This window comes from Shewanella sp. SM101, assembly GCF_025654465.1.
Taxonomy (GTDB): domain Bacteria; phylum Pseudomonadota; class Gammaproteobacteria; order Enterobacterales; family Shewanellaceae; genus Shewanella; species Shewanella oncorhynchi.
The window spans coordinates 166,551-184,284 of record NZ_JAKKRH010000002.1 but is presented as its reverse complement, the minus strand read 5'-3'; the positions used below and the strand labels follow the sequence as shown (position 1 = coordinate 184,284).

The 17,734-nt window shown below is 44.8% G+C and carries 17 protein-coding genes; 8 read left to right on the top strand and 9 right to left on the bottom strand.

Features of this window, described 5'->3' with window-relative positions:
• From phrB to L5M38_RS01840, 3 genes are read right to left on the bottom strand one after another with little or no spacing between them, the layout of a single operon-like run.
• The gene (gene phrB / locus L5M38_RS01850; RefSeq protein ID WP_263178157.1) at positions 1-1,503 is read right to left on the bottom strand and encodes a deoxyribodipyrimidine photo-lyase; all 1,503 of its coding nucleotides are present in this window, start codon (positions 1,501-1,503) and stop codon (positions 1-3) included.
• Positions 1,490-2,521, bottom strand: a complete 1,032-nt coding sequence (locus tag L5M38_RS01845) for a MerR family transcriptional regulator (protein ID WP_263178156.1) — start codon at positions 2,519-2,521, stop codon at positions 1,490-1,492. Before L5M38_RS01845 ends, phrB begins: the two co-directional genes overlap by 14 nt.
• Positions 2,522-2,581: 60 nt before the next feature.
• Positions 2,582-3,535 (bottom strand): YbgA family protein, encoded by a 954-nt coding sequence (locus L5M38_RS01840; RefSeq protein WP_263178155.1) that lies wholly within the window; start codon positions 3,533-3,535, stop codon positions 2,582-2,584.
• Between the two features lie 273 nt (positions 3,536-3,808).
• On the opposite strand from L5M38_RS01840, the gene L5M38_RS01835 reads away from it, so the two are divergent.
• Positions 3,809-4,333 carry a hypothetical protein gene (locus L5M38_RS01835; RefSeq protein ID WP_263178154.1) on the top strand — a complete coding sequence of 175 codons (525 nt, stop codon included), beginning with the start codon at positions 3,809-3,811 and terminating at the stop codon, positions 4,331-4,333.
• A gap of 153 nt (positions 4,334-4,486) precedes the next feature.
• Here L5M38_RS01835 and L5M38_RS01830 read toward each other — a convergent pair whose 3' ends face one another.
• Genes L5M38_RS01830 through L5M38_RS01820 form a run of 3 tightly spaced genes read right to left on the bottom strand, consistent with a single transcriptional unit; the run spans position 4,487 to position 6,244 of the window.
• A complete protein-coding gene (locus L5M38_RS01830; protein WP_028761311.1) occupies positions 4,487-4,771 on the bottom strand; it encodes a heavy-metal-associated domain-containing protein in 285 nt (94 codons plus the stop codon).
• Positions 4,768-5,085 carry a hypothetical protein gene (locus L5M38_RS01825; protein ID WP_317630238.1) on the bottom strand — a complete coding sequence of 106 codons (318 nt, stop codon included), beginning with the start codon at positions 5,083-5,085 and terminating at the stop codon, positions 4,768-4,770. The genes L5M38_RS01830 and L5M38_RS01825 overlap by 4 nt, the downstream gene beginning before the upstream one ends.
• A 16-nt stretch (positions 5,086-5,101) precedes the next feature.
• The gene (locus L5M38_RS01820) at positions 5,102-6,244 is read right to left on the bottom strand and encodes a transglutaminase-like domain-containing protein (RefSeq protein ID WP_263178153.1); all 1,143 of its coding nucleotides are present in this window, start codon (positions 6,242-6,244) and stop codon (positions 5,102-5,104) included.
• Between the two features lie 688 nt (positions 6,245-6,932).
• Between L5M38_RS01820 and L5M38_RS01815 the strand changes: the two genes are divergently transcribed.
• The 3 genes from L5M38_RS01815 to L5M38_RS01805 are packed head-to-tail and all read left to right on the top strand — an operon-like array spanning position 6,933 to position 10,093.
• Positions 6,933-8,009 (top strand): porin, encoded by a 1,077-nt coding sequence (locus L5M38_RS01815; RefSeq protein ID WP_263178152.1) that lies wholly within the window; start codon positions 6,933-6,935, stop codon positions 8,007-8,009.
• A 9-nt stretch (positions 8,010-8,018) separates the two neighbouring features.
• Positions 8,019-8,429: a phosphate ABC transporter substrate-binding protein gene (locus tag L5M38_RS01810; RefSeq protein WP_263178151.1), complete on the top strand. Its 411-nt coding sequence runs from the start codon at positions 8,019-8,021 to the stop codon at positions 8,427-8,429.
• Between the two features lie 44 nt (positions 8,430-8,473).
• Positions 8,474-10,093: a methyl-accepting chemotaxis protein gene (locus L5M38_RS01805; protein WP_263178150.1), complete on the top strand. Its 1,620-nt coding sequence runs from the start codon at positions 8,474-8,476 to the stop codon at positions 10,091-10,093.
• Between the two features lie 113 nt (positions 10,094-10,206).
• Here L5M38_RS01805 and L5M38_RS01800 read toward each other — a convergent pair whose 3' ends face one another.
• A complete protein-coding gene (locus tag L5M38_RS01800; RefSeq protein ID WP_028761316.1) occupies positions 10,207-11,478 on the bottom strand; it encodes an amino acid permease in 1,272 nt (423 codons plus the stop codon).
• A gap of 256 nt (positions 11,479-11,734) precedes the next feature.
• Between L5M38_RS01800 and L5M38_RS01795 the strand changes: the two genes are divergently transcribed.
• From L5M38_RS01795 to L5M38_RS01785, 3 genes are read left to right on the top strand one after another with little or no spacing between them, the layout of a single operon-like run.
• Entirely contained in the window at positions 11,735-12,118 is a 384-nt protein-coding gene (locus tag L5M38_RS01795; RefSeq protein ID WP_263178149.1) for a RidA family protein, read from the top strand.
• 24 nt (positions 12,119-12,142) lie between these two features.
• On the top strand, positions 12,143-13,417 hold the full coding sequence (locus L5M38_RS01790) for a serine dehydratase subunit alpha family protein (protein WP_263165690.1): 1,275 nt from the start codon (positions 12,143-12,145) through the stop codon (positions 13,415-13,417).
• 50 nt (positions 13,418-13,467) lie between these two features.
• A complete protein-coding gene (locus L5M38_RS01785) occupies positions 13,468-14,127 on the top strand; it encodes a transcriptional regulator (RefSeq protein WP_113939392.1) in 660 nt (219 codons plus the stop codon).
• Positions 14,128-14,219: 92 nt separating this feature from the next.
• Here L5M38_RS01785 and L5M38_RS01780 read toward each other — a convergent pair whose 3' ends face one another.
• Together L5M38_RS01780 and L5M38_RS01775 are read right to left on the bottom strand one after the other, a co-directional pair.
• Positions 14,220-15,794 (bottom strand): hypothetical protein, encoded by a 1,575-nt coding sequence (locus tag L5M38_RS01780; RefSeq protein ID WP_263178148.1) that lies wholly within the window; start codon positions 15,792-15,794, stop codon positions 14,220-14,222.
• A gap of 227 nt (positions 15,795-16,021) precedes the next feature.
• Positions 16,022-16,936 carry a DUF368 domain-containing protein gene (locus L5M38_RS01775; RefSeq protein WP_263178147.1) on the bottom strand — a complete coding sequence of 305 codons (915 nt, stop codon included), beginning with the start codon at positions 16,934-16,936 and terminating at the stop codon, positions 16,022-16,024.
• Between the two features lie 224 nt (positions 16,937-17,160).
• On the opposite strand from L5M38_RS01775, the gene L5M38_RS01770 reads away from it, so the two are divergent.
• Positions 17,161-17,661 carry a hotdog fold domain-containing protein gene (locus tag L5M38_RS01770; RefSeq protein ID WP_198573750.1) on the top strand — a complete coding sequence of 167 codons (501 nt, stop codon included), beginning with the start codon at positions 17,161-17,163 and terminating at the stop codon, positions 17,659-17,661.
• Positions 17,662-17,734 lie beyond the last annotated feature (73 nt).

Genomic DNA, 17,734 nt, shown 5'->3' with positions numbered 1-17,734 from the left:
TTATTGGGCCGTGGCCTTTTTCAATACGCCTAATACGGTTAATGCCCTTGCTCTTGCTGCACTGTGCTCGACAATCGCACTTGGATAAGCCGTTTTAGTGTTGAATAACGGCTGTTCAAACAAAGACGGTGTCTGCGCTGTACTGGGTTGATGTAATTGCTTAATTCCCCAAGATGCGAGCTCTGGTAAATACTTACGGATAAAGCTGCCATCTGGATCAAATTTTTCACTCTGGCTTATAGGATTAAAAATACGGAAATAAGGCTGAGCATCGCAGCCACAACCCGCAGACCACTGCCAACCGCCATTATTCGCGGCTAAGTCACCATCAATCAGTTTTTGGCGGAAATAGCGCTCGCCCCAGCGCCAGTCAATCAGCAGATGTTTAGTCAGGAAACTCGCCACCACCATACGCAGCCGATTGTGCATCCAACCCGTTTGATTGAGCTGGCGCATAGCCGCATCGACAATCGGATAGCCAGTACGACCTTCACACCAAGCAGCAAACTCTTGGGGGTTATTGCGCCACTGCACATGGTCGGCTTGACGATTGAAATTGTGATTCTTAGATAAATCGGGAAATGCCACCAGCAAATGACGGTAAAACTCACGCCAAGTAAGCTCATTTAACCAAGTACGAGCAGGGCTAGTGTCGTCGACAATCACCTCAGGGAATTGATGCAGCAGCGCGGCAACGCATTGTCTTGGGCTAACCACACCAATGGCCAGATAGGGTGAAATTGAACTAGTGCCATCAATGGCGGGGAAATCCCTATCTTGCTTATAATCCTGCACTTTCTGCTGAATAAATGCCGAGAGCAAACGCTTTGCCTGCCCTTCTCCCGCAGCCCAAAGTTCACTCGACACTTTAGTGACATTGTTAAACAAAAGCGGCTTTGGCTCGGCCAACACAGGTCCAAGTGGCGCCGGAACAGGAAGCGGCAAAATGGCATGGCGGGCGGCAATTTCTCGCCACTTACGGCTAAAAGGAGTGAAAACCTTGTACATGTCGCCGGACAAATTCAGCACAGTACCCGGCTTAAGCAAACAGTGTTCTTCGGTTAATACTAGAGGAATACCCGCCTGAATACAGGCCTGGTCGCGCAGTTGCTCGTTAATCTCAGGCTCGCGACCAGCAAACACTCTACCAATCCCCTGTTGCTGACAATAGTGACCGATAAACTCAGGTACATCAGCAAAGGTATCTAACTGAATTAACTCGAATCCAATACCAAGACTCGCCAGTCCTTGGGCAAGTAAATTGATATGACGTTCGATAAAATCCAACTGAATTGGCGCAACGTCATGGCGCTGCCACTGGGTTGGTGTAGCGATATAAATCGCCTTAAGTGCCACGCCATTCTCCCGCGCCCAATCACAGGCTGCGGTTAACGCCTGATTATCGGCAAGGCGTAAATCTTGGCGAAACCACATCAGTGCATTATTGCCCTGCACTTTTATTGGGATTGAATCTATTTGCATTGAATCGTTAGCTAATGTCATTGTTTTTCTCGCTATTTATCTGCTCGCTTTGATTCACGGTATTCATCTTTCCACTGTGCTTACGACTTCTATTCACCTTCCCCGCTAAACGAGATGGCATTTTTCCAATCAAGTCTGTCATCGAAGACGCCAAAAAAGCAGATAAAGGGCTTAACGTTGGCGCAAAAGGACCCATAAACCAGCATGGGAAAGTCATTTGCTCCAATACAGTCAGCATTTCAGTCTGTTCAGAACCAGAATGATTTGAGTCGGGAATAAGCAAAAGTGCATCGACGTTAAGCCTGCCTCGCAGCAAAGGTAAACTGCCCATGGCTTGCTCGCCAAGATCAATAACCGATACCCGCAGCGACGCTAACTCGAGCGATAGAAGTAGAGAAAACAGAATGTTAGTGCGGGTGGAATTAAGCGAGGTATGTACCCCACGGGATAGACTCACCACAGCGATTCTCGCCGTCACGGCCTGCCCAGTAAAGGCATGACGTCCACCCACTCGGTTAAGTAGCTCGCTCTTTAACCAAGCAATAATCAACTCGGCATCAAGTCGCTCATTCACTAAGTCCTCGAGTTGATTAAGCCAAGGTTGTAGCAACTTTTCTTTCACCAATTGGAAAGGATATAAGCCAAATGCATCATCTAATATCTGCTGTAATTTGTGCTGATTGAAATCGAATAATGCCGTATTGAGCGCAGTGACTTGCTCGCACCATAAATCAATGGCTTGGGTTTGAACTATTTCTGTAAACGAAGATTTAGCAGCACTCATCAGCAAAGGTTTAACCTTACTGATCGCAACACCTTTAGCTAGCCATGCATTAATCTCATGGATTTCTTGGATATTTTCGCTCGTATATAATCTGTGTCCCTTGGGTGTACGTGCAGGGATCACTAAGCCAAAACGGCGCTGCCATGCCCTTAAGGTCACGGCATTCACGCCCGTTAAGGCCGACACTTCACCGATGGGGAGTAATATCTCACCATTGGGTTCTATGTGGGCCTTGTTCTCTATAGTTTGTTTCATATTTCAGTAATAACTCACTAAATCAAAAGCTAAAATCAACTGAATGCGATTAGATAAACGTTAATAGGCATAGCGCAGCTTTAACGCCTCAGGATGAGGGTTTAAGTACACTTGCTCTTCAATATAAGGTGTTGGAAATTCGCGTAAATAATGGTTAATGAGCGTGATAGGTACTAATAACGGCAATAGACCTTGGCGATATTTCATAATCGTTTCAGACAGTTCTATCTTTTGCTCTTTGCTCAAATGCTTTTTAAAGTAACCCTGAATATGCTGCAGCGTACTGGTATGATTTTTACGGGTCGCATTAATTTTCAGCGCCGTCATAAAGCCTTCAAAGTAGCGGGTCGCGCTTTGCTCAAGATCCTCAATATTGGCCACTATCGGCCCAAGCTCGCGATACCATGTCGGGCTGTGTGCCATTAATAGGTATTTATAGCGGGAATGAAACTTCCCTAACTTATGTTTAGTCAGCCCTTCATGTTTCATCAGGTGCCAATCGTGATAGGCATAAACGCGGGTGAAAAAGTTCTCCCGCAGCACCATGTCATGCAAGCGGCCTTCTTCTTCCACGGGCAATAGTGGATATCGTTCCATCAACTTGCGAGCAAATACACCAATGCCAGACTTAGAACCATTGTTAGTGCCAATTTTATACTCTGTTACCCGCTCCATGCCGCAGGTTGGCGACTTAGCGCAAAGTAAGTATCCTCCGAGGAAATCGAGCTCTTCAACCTTGTTTTCGCTGTATTCATTAAGCTTATCGGTCACATCTAAGCTACCGTCACCGCTCTGAACTAAGATGGTTTCCCCATCACGGACTAGTCGGATACTTTTCCGGGGGGCACCTAAGCCAATCGCCATTTCAGGACAGATGGGCACATAATCGAAAAATTGCTTAATTTCTCGATTACAATAGGTCGAATTTTTATGTCCGCCATCAAAACGAACCTTCTCCCCTAATAAGCAAGCGCTGATCCCAATCTGAATTCGCTGCGGGTTAAACTTGTACATAAGTCGACTCCTTGTATCACTATGTCTTTAATTACGTACCATAGTTGTACAAGGATCAAGTTTTTGTATAAATATTTTTTAAAAGTATCGTTTAACAGTGACTCCTGATAAATCAACCACAAATAAACCTAACTTGGCCTATAACTTGCTAATTCAAATTGCAAAGTTGTCATCAGATAATATTGAAACGTCCAGCAACACCCATTAGTTAACCGCTCAACATTTTAAACCGCAGGTGGCCAAGGGACAGATTCATACATAAAGGAGTCGAATATGAGCACAATTAACCCCAATAGTTATACCAATACCTTTGCGAAAAGTTATGCCAATGTGCCACTCAAGCAAGTCGAGCCGAGCACAAATTGCCTAGGAAATCGTGCAAATTCAATGACGGCGGCGAATCTAACTTCATCAATAAGCCAAGATACTGTAACGCTCTCCTCTGCAGCATCGGTAACGACTGCCGATACCTATAGCCATCTGGCCCCTAACGCCAAACAAGGCTACACGGGTAATGTGCAAGCCATTGCAGGCACGCCTGAAACAGACAAAAGCATCAACAGGTTGGACAAAGCCATGCAGGCTATTTTAGATAACCGTACAGGAGTCGATAGGGATAAAATTAATAAGATAGATGAAGAAATGGCGAAGGTTGCAGCCGATGAAAATCTATCTGAAGAACAAAAAGCCAAGCAACTAGAATTACTGCAAGCGCAAAAATTGGATCTGATTAAGGAATCATCGGAGAAAAATGAAGAGCGGCAACGTCGTATTGAGCCCGAGGTGTATTACAGCTAACGAAGAAATGACCCGCAAAGGAAAAAATAGGCAGTGAAGGAAGTAACAGGTGGGATACAGAGTGTATTTTCTCGGTGAAATATCAGTCTAATCATTTAAAACTTGACTGATATTTTATAATGTTGCTCAATCCGTTACTAAAGACACCAACGCTTAGGATTGTTTTTCTACCTTATTAATACTGCCCTTATACCCAGTTTCGTCGACGGCCTTAAGCAAACTATCTAGATTAAAATCCTCTGGCACTGTCACTAAGGCTTGCTCAGTTTTTAACGAAGCCTTGGCCTTAATCACCCCATCGGTTTTACGCAGCGCTTTATTCACGACAGTGACACACAGCGGACAAGTCATGCCCTTAACATCTAAGGTGACCAGCACGTTTGCCGCCCAGCTCGACGCTGAACACAGACTTAAGGCGAGAAATAACACTAACTTCATTCAAGCACCTCTAATAACCAAGGTAATACAAAAGGATATGACTGAAATGCCAGCACAACAGGTACAGTTAACCAGTACAGCCACAGCATATGAGTACGACTCAACGTCGCGGTACACAGTGGTTTTTTAGCAAAATAGAGCCGCCAAAATCCCATCAGAATCAGCCCAGTCGACAGTATCAACATGGGCACTTGCAGCCAGCTCAGTTGCTCAATCCCCGACAGACTTGCGGCCGACACCCCGAACACCAGATAAATAAGCGGTGCAATACAGCATAGGCTTGAAGCAACCGCAGCAACCACTGCGGCGGCCATAGTCGCTAAGAGGCCCTTAGCGTTGTTCGGTTGACTGGTAGTCATAGGCAAACACTTTAGGCTCATAATAGTTCACGGGATCGCCATCAACTTCGGCATACGGGTAACCAAAGTTATTCAGTGGTGTCTGTTCGGCTGTAGGGAATAAATCAAAGTCGCGGCCATAGTTAAAGCCAACCCAGTTCATTTCCCAATTGCCAAAGAGGTAATCATTCACGGCCTGAACTGCGGGATCGCTGTGTTCTTTTTTCTCCGTCAAACGCATTTTTGTCACATCGGCGGGATCGGCTGGCAACCAACCATAACCCGCTAAATAGAACATAGCGCGACAATGTTGACCACCACTGACATCGGCAACCCCTTTGTCATCGGCACTACCAAAGGCCTTTTTAGAGTATTCGCCCATCTTGATCGCCTGACCTAAGCGAATCCCAAACATCTCACGGGCAGGGATCCCCACTGCGCGCATTAGCGCCACAAATACTGAGTTAATATCAGTACACTTACCGCCTAACTTGCCACTTTCGAGGATACTTGCTACATCACCCGTACCACAGCCAATCACGCTATTATCGCGAAACATATTAGCGCTAACCCAAAGATAAATCAGTCGTGCTTGCTTCAGTGGTTCAGTCTCGCTGCCAACGATCTTATCTGCTGTTTGCTTCACAATACCATTAATCGGCATGTGTTTAGTCGGCAGCAAATAACGTTCAACATCTGCAGGATAATGTATCTGCTCTGGGGTGCGGTAATGGGTTAAGGCGCCGCTTTTAACGGGTTCCCAATCTATCGTTTCAATATCAAGATCAACCGTTATTGTCATGTTCGCTTTGGCATCGGGCCAAGTCGCAAACAGGGTTTTGGCGCCATAACTGTTGTTTGAGCTGATATAGGCGTCTTTAAAACTACCCGTAAAATTCAGCTGACTCACCAATTGGAATTGCGTGTCTTCGGGCAAAGGGATCCACAACTTAACCACACCCTCAGACCCTTCTGGGGCAATAAGATGGTAAGTATTGATTAAGGTAAAACGGCGGCGTCCATCGCTTGAGCCATGTTCAACGACACTCGATTTAGAGGAAGATGCTAGTACTGGCGTGATAAAACCCGCAGTCGACAAAATAGCCGCACTTTTTAAAAAATTGCGTCTTTGCATTATGACATTCCTTTTATTGGATCATATTTAGGAAGAAGAGAAACTCAACATAAGAGAGCAAGATTATAGGTGCTACAGCACTGTGCAGCAATCAAGCCGCTAACCATACAGTATAAAACCACGACATCGGAGAAAAAGACTCAGTAAAATATGCTACAGCGCTGGCATACACATGAAAATGGAATAAATATCGACGTTGACTTAACAAGCATAATCAATGATAGATTTAGAGCATTTTTATGTAAAAAAAATTTTAGTTTAATAAAAAAGTATCAATTACGTTATTTTTATAATCTAAAGGCTAAATAACAACCATATTTAGCTTTGGCTAATATTGTTAATAAAGATAATTATCTCACCACTTTTCACTCAAGCTTTGAGTCTCTCATTTAGCAAAATCAGTAATATTCTTTGGCAAATTTTCGAAACAGTTTTCAGGGAGATCACAGTCTCACCTGAACAGTTTAATGGTATGGCTGAGTAATCATTCCAAATTTAGAATATTGAACTTACAGTTTTGACTTAAGTTAGCTCGAATTACCTAACGCTTTTTACTCATAAAATATCAAACTTATCTTTCAAAATGGGAGCCAGACCACCATGTTGCAAAAATGTTTAATAAAAGTTTGCGTATGTTTGTGCCTGTTCTAGGCTTAAAAACGAATATACTCACTTAAAGGGCTTTTTTATGAGACATAAGCTTTCATTAGGTCTTTGCTCACTTTTGCTCAGTTCTACCGCTTATGCAGAAGTCAACATTTCAGGTTTTGCCTCAGTTGTTGCTGGTCAAGTTCTCGAAGGTTCGGGCGTTGCAGAGTTTGATTTAGGCCCCACCTTTCTCGCCGATTATCCACTCGTTGGCGCCTATGATGAAGATATTAGTTTCAAACCCGATACCTTATTTGGTATTCAATTCTCAGCGGATTTACTCGAAGGTTTATCTGCCACTGCACAGGTTGTTTCCCGCGGGGCTGACGACTTTTCGGCAAGTTTTGAATGGGCTTATCTGTCCTATGAGATCAATGATCATTGGACAGTACAAGGAGGTAAAAAACGCTTACCGCTCTACTATTACAGTGACTTTTTTGATGTTGGATATGCTTATCCTTGGATACGTCCACCCGCAGATAATTACACATGGCAAATATTTAACTACACAGGTGTCAGCGCCTTATATAACTATTTAATTGGCGACTGGACTATGTCTGGACAAGTTTATTACGGTAGCGAAGATAGCGAACCTAATAAGCTTTTATCTGATTTTTTCTTCCTCGAAAATACCCGAGAAGTATGGAAGGATATAGGCGGTATTGTTGTTCAATTCAATAAAGATTGGTTAGATATTCGCCTCACGCATATGCAATACACTAACGAACGTTACATTGGTGGTATTCAGCAGGAATGGAATGGTAGCAACCAACGTACGGGTAAGTTTTATGGCCTATCCGTTAATATAGATTATGAGAATTTCCTTTTTTTATCTGAGCTTAACCGCTTAGATCTCGATGGGAGTAATCTAGATACTTATCTTCTCTCGTTCGGCTATCGTATCGATTCAGTGATGCCTTACATTTCCTATTCAGACTTCAATGATGGTGAAGGCGGTGAAGTTCACCATACAAGTTCTGCAGGTATACGTTGGGATTTCCATCCTTCGGCGGCCTTTAAAATTCAGTATGATGACGTTAAAGATGACGGTGGCCCAGGCATGAAAGTCGCAGGGAATTCGAAATCCATCAGTCTTGGCATTGACTTAGTATTTTAGGAGAGAGAAATGAATAAGTTACTTTGCTTAATCCTACTCAGCTTAGTCTCAATGCCACTATTTGCTGGTGTGGTTGTCATCGTTCATCCCAGTAATGCAGACACTGTCGACCAAAAGGTTATTGAAAATATTTTTCTAGGGAAAACAAAGACCTTTCCTGGTGGAGCGCAGGCCGTGCCAGTCAATCTTGACAGTGCTATGCCCTTAAGGGAAACCTTTGATACTAAAGTGCTGGGCAAGTCATCCAGCCAACTTAAGTCATATTGGTCACAAAAAGTATTTACAGGTAAAGGAACGCCACCCAAGGAAGTCACTAGTGGGGCGGAGATGATAAAATTAGTTGCATCGAACCCCAATATTATTGGCTATATTGATAGTAGTGAGGCCAATGATTCGGTAAAAATTATTGCCGAGTTTTAGATTGGAGTGCCGAGCTCAAGCTCGGCACAACTTGGGGGCAAGGGATGAATTTCTTTAATGATATTTCTATTTTTAAAAAAGTTATCGCGATATTTATTTTAGCTGTCATCATTTTCGCTTTAAACTTAAGCATTAGTGTCATCTCCATAAATAAAAATCGCACCACACTTAATTATATGGAGCAGCAAGTTTACCAAAGAGTTGAACTCGCCAATCAAAACGTGTTTTTTATCCAACGACTCGATGAACTTTACACTCAATCGGTTTCTTTTGCCGACGAAGACCTGTTAACAAATGCAGGTACTATGTATGAATCTCTACGTAAAAACCTACAACAATTAGATAATGTCGATCCCTCGCAAGCCAATAAACTCAGTAATCTATCCGCTAAATTAACCCGCTATAACGACATGACGATTAAGCTGGCTAAAGGCATGTTGGCGGGTACGATTGATATGGCAAACATTGGCCAGATCAGCCAAGAAAAATCCCAAGCCTATGAAGCTGTACTTAATGAAATACAAGATTACAAACAAAGCAAAGTACTCGAATTTAAACAATCGATAAAAGAAGCTAGCGACAGATCTGCGCAAAGTTTGTGGCTCACCCTCTCCATCGGCATCGCTTTGCTGATCGTGATGTTGATTGTCACTATTGCCATTGCACGTGCTATCAGCTCATCTGCGCGTAATGTCGCCCAGTCACTGAGTGAGCTGGCCGATGGCAAAGGCGATCTTAGTCATCAGCTCAAAGTGTCTGGTAGCGATGAACTCGGCCAAGTATCAAGTAACTTCAATCGATTTCTTCGCTTGCTCGGAGATTCTATTCGAAGGGTGGTGAATGTTACCGATCCCTTACTTGATAGCTCGCGCTCACTCAAACAGCGCATGGAAGATGCGACGCATGCCACCCAGCGGCAAAGCCATGATGCCAGCGCAGTACAAGTCTCAATGGAAGACATGCGTCACTCTGTCATCGAAATCTCGCAAAATGCCCGCCAAGCCGCCAGTGCAGCACAGGTCGCGGAGAAAGAAGCGATGCAAGGTATGACAGTCGTTCAGCGTACCATCGATATTTCACAGCAATTAAATACAGGAATTCAGGCGGCTTCTAACTCGATCAACGAGCTCGCTAGAGATACTGAAAATGTCACTTCTATCTTAAATGTGATTACCTCTATTGCCGAGCAAACCAACCTGTTGGCACTTAATGCCGCCATCGAAGCCGCCCGCGCGGGTGAGCAAGGACGAGGCTTTGCCGTAGTCGCTGATGAGGTCCGCGCCCTCGCCTCTAAAACAGCCGATGCAACCACTGAAATTCGCCATGTGTTACAAAACCTTAAAACGGCGGCCATTTCCTCGGTCAATACCATGAATGTGGCGATGTCGAAGTCATCGGAAAATGAAACCAATGCTCAAAATACAGGGAGTGCACTGAAATCAATTCAACAGCAGATTGTCAGTATCAATAGTATGAATACTCACATCGCCTCGGCAACGGAGGAGCAAGCCTCGGTCGCTTCTCAAGTGGTCGATAACGTCGTCAATATGAACGCTTCATTTGAACAAACATTGCAAATTCTGTCGCAGGTTCGTAATGTTTCTGAGGGATTAGTCGATTTTGCCGATGAACTAAAAAACGCCACATCTCAATTCAAACTTTGACCATAGAGCATTATCGAGATAATTGCTCAAGATAGAGAACCGGTATTGAGTTTACACTTAATACCGGTTTTTTAATTCCTTAAAGCTTATCTTTTTGTACCACTTTATCCCTGTTAACTAAACGCTAAGAAGGGGGATACGCACAGCAATAAGCCTGTGATAATAATGATATACAGCGACACGCCCTTGTACTTATGTAATGCAGGTACTTGGTACACTAAATAAGCGGGTATCAAACAACCCACTAAACCAAAAATTGGACTACAAATCGACGTAAAGCTCAGCACTGGCGCATTCAACACAATCGCGCCCCAAGATAATAGAATGGTAAAAATCATGATGCCGTAACCAACAAGCTTTTTGTTGATACGATCTTCAGGCATATAACGGCGCAGCATGTTCATGGTCAATCCTTGGCAAGCTTCCCTAAAACCAAGATATACGCCAAAGTAAGCCGTCATCACCGCAAAAATATTCAAGGTTAAACTCAGCAATTTCAGTGTTTGTCCCTGCATACCTTGGGCAACCATAGCAAGAGCCGAGATATTTTCTTCCGATGCACGCACGGCCTGATCATGTCCCATTGCTAGGGTGAATGACACGGCATAAAAGAACACCACGACAAACAAGACGCCAAAGGCAATGTTCATGGCGCGCATCGCTTTAAAGCGCGCTACCGCAAGGGATTTTTCCCGCGAACGGTATGAAATCACCATAGGGCTTAAACTTTGAATAAACAGAATCGATGTTAGCGTAAAGGGCAGCATAACGACCGCATCTTTTAACCAATCTCCCGTTGCTGGGATAGCGCCGATATTATTGATATCCCATTTATCCACCATCAATAACCCTAGCACGGCGACAACGCCCAACTTGGTCAGTACCATAAAAGTAGAGATCTTAAACAAAAGATTCTCACCGCGGGAGGCTAAAGCAACAAGACCGCAGATCAAGGCTAAACCATAGAAAGGATTTTCTGACAATAACGCTTTAGTGACCCCAAAACTTTGCAAAAATGAAGCACTGTCGTTTGTAATGGCCGTTGAATAAACGAACACCCAAATGACCAGCATGATGAAATACAAACCACCCAACAACATACCCCAGTTTTTACCTAAGTAACCCGAAATCACACTCGGGTAATCCTTACATTCTGGAGATTCTGCTAAGGTATTGATAAACAACCGTTGGAACATATACATGGCAGGATAGCCAATAATGCCAGACAGTAAGAAAACCCATAACCCCATCAAACCGACCTGCACAGGCAAGAATACGATCCCCGCGCCAATCGCCATTCCTATACTCATGATAATCCAGCCCCAATCCGTACTATCGAAGCGGGTATCTGCTTTCCACTGTGCAGCAGTAATTGTTGCATCCATCATTTCACCTTTACCTAGTTGGTATTATTTTGTGCAAATATATTTGAACAAAACAAACTCAGCAATCAAAATACTCAACTTTTGTTGAACAAAGAGTTAAAGCTCACAACTTGACTGAAAACGAGATAAATAGCGCACAAACCGCAGTGACAAATGAAATTCATTAAAAAATAATTGCAATAAAGCATAAAAATACAAATAATGTTGCACATACGCCGACCTAGGCATTCAATTTTATTTGCAAGTTGGAGAGACTATGAAAACTATTATTCACGCAGAAAGCGCACCCGCGGCCATTGGCCCTTATTCCCATGGCACAGTCTATGGCAACCTCATTTTTACCTCTGGCCAACTCCCTGTTTGTAAAAAGAAAGGCAGCGTAGTTGACGGTGGGATTACTGAGCAATCGATTCAATCATTAGAGAATCTCAAATACGTGCTCGAAGCGGGTGGTGGCAGCTTAGAAACGATTCTTAAAACCACTTGTTATCTTGCAGAGATCAGTGACTTTGCCGCCTTTAACGAAGTGTATAAAACCTATTTTAAAACCGACTGCCCAGCTCGTAGCTGTTTTGCAGTGAAGGACCTTCCACTGGGCGTTAAAGTAGAAGTTGAAGCGATAGCACACGTTAAAATTTAAGCATTAACATAAGGTTGTAAGCTCATGAAACCCCAATGGCAGCAGTATATTCAAATCATTAAACAAGTGGTTAAGCCCGCATTAGGCTGCACAGAGCCCATCGCCGCCGCTTACGCCGCCGCCGTCGCCCGCGCCTTGCTGGGTGTTGAACCCGATTCAATTGCAGTACAAGTGTCTGACAATCTTTATAAAAACTCTATGGGCGTGTTTGTGCCTGGCACAGGCAAAATCGGTCTGGCAATTGCCGCTGCAGCAGGCGCCATTGCGGGTAATCCGGATGCGGGCTTAGAAGTATTGGCCGTGATCACGCCAGAACAAGTCGCTAGAGCACAGGCCCTTATCGATGCGGGCAAAGTGACGGTCGAGCGCACCGAAACAGCAGAATTTATCTATTGTTGTGTCATCGCGAAAAAAGGCGACCGCGAAGCCTTAGTGAAAATCTGCGGCGGCCATACACTGATCGCCGAGAAGCGCCTCAACGGCGAATCCGTCTTCAGTGTCGATAGTGCGAAAGCCACCGCAACAGGTTCTATTTGTGAAGGGGTAGATATCACTATCGAGTCCATTTATCGCTTCGCCGAAGACGTCCCCTTTGAAGAAATCAAATTCATTCTCGAAGCCTCTGAGTTAAATGGCAAATTATCCGATGAAGGCATGGCGAATCCCTATGGGCTTGAAGTCGGCCGCACCATGAAAAGCGGCATAGCCGCCGGCATTATCGGTGAAGACTTACTGAACAAAATCGTCATGTTAACTGCTGCAGCATCCGATGCTCGCATGGGCGGGGCAAACTTGCCCGCCATGAGCAATCTTGGTAGTGGTAATCAAGGCATAGCGGCAACTATCCCTGTGGTATTGACGGCACAATGCTATAAGGTTTCGGAAGAAAAACTCGCCCGCGCCTTGATTATGAGTCATCTAGGGGCGATTTATATCAAGTCCCATTATCCACCACTGTCAGCATTTTGTGGTAATACCGTCACCAGCGCAGCCGCTTCTATGGCCATGGTGTATTTAGCCGGTGGCTCGTTCGAACAATCCTGTTTCGCGATTCAAAACGTGATCAGTGACAGCTCTGGCATGGTGTGTGACGGCGCTAAAGCGTCCTGCGCCATGAAGGTTAGTACTTCATCCAGTGCGGCCGTGCGCTCATTTTTGATGGCGCTCAGTAGTCACAATGTCTCAGGCCAAGGTATTATTGCTACCGATGTAGAGAAAACCATTAAAAACATTGGCAAAATGATCCTCAATGGCATGTCATCCACAGATGTCACTATTATCGATATTATGTCGGCATGATGATTTTAACCCGCTGAATATTTGCGGGTTAATAACTAAAGGTTGAAATTGTGAAACTGCAAGATTTAACGCAAAGTGATCTGGATATTCTGAAATCCATCGAAAATATCGTCGATGGCATCGCTGCCATGTATGGCCAACACACAGAAGTGGTATTGCACAGCCTAGATGCGAAACATCCGTCTGTGGTCAAAATTGCCAATGGCCATGTCACAGGCCGTGAAGTGGGTGCTCCAATAACCAACCTTGCCTTGCTCAAGCTCAAAACCGGTCAGGATATTTCCAACTCTTACCTGACTAAATGTGCCAATGGTAAGACGCTAAGATCAATTACGACGGTGATCCGTAACAGTAAAAATCAACCCATAGGGTTACTGTGTATTAACAGCGACATGGATGCACCACTGCAATCAGTTCTGCGCACTATGATGCCAGAGCAACTCCTTGGCAGCGAACTGACCAGCTCGCCCGAAGTGTTTGCCCGCAATATCGATGAAGCGCTCCATAGCACTATCGACAGTGTGAACCATGAGGTTCGCGCGAATCCCGCGATTTCACCTTCACAAAAGAGTCGCGAAATCGTCAATCAACTCCACGAGTTAGGGATTTTCGAACTCAAGGACAGTGCCCAAGTCGCGGCCACTCGATTGGGGATTTCAGTGCATTCGATTTATCGCTATCTGCGGGAAATCAAAGCCAATCAAGCTTAAAGCGAGAAAAAACTCGCCTAAATAGAAAGGGCTAAGGTGTAAATAACCTTAGCCCTTTCGTTTTATTATTTTTGCACTTGTGATTGCGCTTGTTATTGCGCAGCTTGTCCGCTAAAGCCCATCATATTCCATGCCTGCACTGTGCCATCGGCCATTAAGGCAATGGCATCGAGCAAATTGCTGCGAATGTCGCGCATTTGGCTCAAATCAACGGCTTGTTTATCTAATGTTAACGCAGCCTCACCTCCCATCCACACCGCAATCGAACCATCTTGGCGTTTAACCGTAAACCCTAAGCCTGTCGGGAAAATATCCGTTGCTTGGGTAATTTCAGTTTTGGGTCCAGAGTGGCCATCAACCACAGTGCCATCCTGTTTTAAAAAGGCAAACTCCCGCTCATAGGTCACCACTTTACTCACCTGAGTGACTTCTTGATAACGTGGTTGCTTGTCTACCAAGTCCCAACCTTCCCAAGCAATGGCCGTATTATCCCTGCGTAACGCGACAAAACCCTCCTCAAAGGGATAAACCTTGTGCACTTTTTGCAACTTATCCTGTAGGACTGATGTATCGGCACCATTGAATTTACTGCCCCATACGTGCAGTTGACGACTGATGGTTAGGGCGGCAAATGCGCCACGATTTGCATAAATATCAATCACTTTATTGGCGCGTTTTGTAGTAGATAAACGCGCTGGAAACGCGACGTGATACTCAGTCAATTCGCCCTCACCCCAGGTATATACGCTGCCATCCGCCAGCAGCGCCGCAAACCCATGATCCGTGTTGACAACTTTCACGGCAGGCGCTAATTGGCTGAGTTTTGCCAGTTGTTCGCGGCCTTTTTGATCATCGTTGACCCCGCCCCAAGACACTAATTTCCCTGTCGCAGTCCTCGCGGTAAAAGCATTATTGTTGGCATAGAGCAGATCGACATGGTTAAGCTCAGAGGCCACGTGGCGACTATCGCCACCATAAGCGGCATCGCCCCAAGTCACTACTGCTCCCCCCAGCTTTAAGGCAGCAAAGGCACCTTTATTAATCAACACAAAATCAATATTGGTCATCGCAGGCGCAGCATATTGACCCGAGAGCAGTTCGGCTGGTGTTGAATCCAGATTAGACCAACTGACTACACTACCATCTTGTTTGATGGCCGCATAAAGCCCTTCTGCCAACACAAAAGAACGAACGCCTGTCAGCACTTGCTTCATCCCCATCCCCCAAGGAATAAGTTTGTCATCACGGGTTAAGGCCGCAAAACCACAGGTATTCTCCGCCGCGTATAACTCTTTTACATTGACCAGAGGCTCTGCGGCATTATTGATATCGCCACCACATTCAGCATCGCCCCATGCCACCACAGTACCGTCTTGCTTGAGTGCCGCAAATGCACTGAGATTACTGTAGATTTGACTCACTTGGGCTAACTGGGCAGGCATAGGGATTTTGGTAGAATCGTCGGCCACCTCAAGATTGCTCGGAATGGACGTTAATGAATTATTCGCGGCGGATGGTGATCTGTGAGCCAATATCGTGTCAGAAATTTGCTGTTTTAATTCGGGCGATATATCAGAATCCTGTTTATCTATGAGTAAGTTAACCACATGACCCAAAGCAAAAATCGCCAGCGCTACACCGCCCCACGAGACCTGTTTTTTATCCACAAGTATATCCTTATCGTAACTGCAAACTCTCACTGAGTTTAAACTGGAACATAACGTCGACTGAGTACGCTAAATGTGAACTGTGATTGTAACCAAAACAGGGCTAAAATGACATTGCCCTAAAGTCGAAAGCTGGCCTGATTCAAGTAAGATGAGCATATGAGCAAAAAAATAAAAGCAGCGTATCTCGCTGCTTTTATTGAATATGATGTTGAGGTAACAAAGGGTTAATCTCTTTTGCCCACTTTCTCTAACCCCCAAACCAGTGCAATCGCCGCTAACATACACACAATGGCGAACAGCAGTTGTGAAGGCTGACCCGTTACTTGCTCAAAATTAAGCGGGGAAATATTTTGCTCCAGTAAAGGTACTTGTTCGCCGTGGGAGTTGGTCCGCCAAGTTAAGATTTCTTTCCATGGCCAAATTTTACCTAAGGTACCTAACATTAATCCGGTTAGAAACACGATAGTGGCATCATGGTATTTACGCAGCAGCGCCGACAATAAATGGCTGAACGTCAGTAATCCCATCACGGCACCAGCAGCAAAACAGGCCAAAATATCCAGCTGAATATTTTTAGCAGCAGCGAGGACCACAGGATATAACCCTAACAATAATAAGATGAAACTGCCTGAAATTCCCGGCAATACCATAGCGCAAATCGCAATCGCGCCGCCGAAAAAGATATTCATGTAACTGGCTTCTACCGCGACCGAATTCAGCACTGTAATCGCCCATGCAGCCAGCACACCAAGCGCAAATAACCCTAAACGTGCCACAGTGAAACCACTCACTTGCTTAAGCATATGCACGACAGAGATAAGAATAAGCCCAAAAAAGAACGACCAGATCGGGATGGGATGTACCGCCAACAACCAAGAAATCAGCTTAGCAAAGGTAAAAATACTGGTCAGGATCCCCGCCAGCAGACTCACTAAAAAGCCACCATTAATATGGGCAAATGCCCCTTTTATGCCCTGCGACTTGATTACGCCCCAAAGGGAAGGATTAATGCGTTTTACACTATCGAGCAAAGTATCGAGAATACCCGTAATAAACGCGATGGTGCCGCCCGAAACGCCAGGCACAACATCAGCAGCGCCCATGGCCATTCCCTTAAAATACGTCAGCAAATATTTCACTGTGAGTCCTTGTAGTTAAATCAACATGCCATTGCCGCTACACGACAAATTGGCCGCAATTATACGGTGTTACACTTAAAACCGCGAAATGAAGTTTACTTAATTAAGCCGACTGGTATTTGTTGTTATCCTAATGTTACACTCATCCGACCAGAGCAACCCAAGCTCAACTTGGAACAGGCTCAAGATAACAACACCCCTTTGCACCATTATTAAGGATGACCATGAGCCAGACAGACTCTTCTAGCACTGCAGAACAAAAACCTAATAAAGTGCTCGCGCTCTACCACAAAACTCGCCGTTATCCCTTCGGCCAAAAACTGTTTTCAATCATGGTTTCACGCATGGCGCCCTATTTCGGCACCATCAAACCACTGATCACTGAATTACGCCTTAATCATTGCGCCTGTTTAATTAAAAAACGCCATGCCGTTCATAATCATATAAAAACTGTGCATGTGATTGCGATTTGTAATGGTCTAGAAATGGCCATGGGCGTGATGGCCGAAGCCTCTATTCCAAAACATTTACGTTGGATACCTAAGGGCATGAGTTTGGATTATACGGCTAAAGCAGGCAGCGATATTTTATGTGTCGCCGAAGTGACCCCAGAGCAATGGACTCCCGGCGATATGCTGGTCCCCGTCACCGCCTACGACACCCAAGGAGTGGTTGTGGTGAAAGGACATATCAAATTGTGGATTTCAGAAAAACCGCAAAAATAAACGCTTTGAATCAAGACTTACACTTAATGTCAGCATTTAAAAAGGGAGCTTTGCTCCCTTTACTTTTTAACCT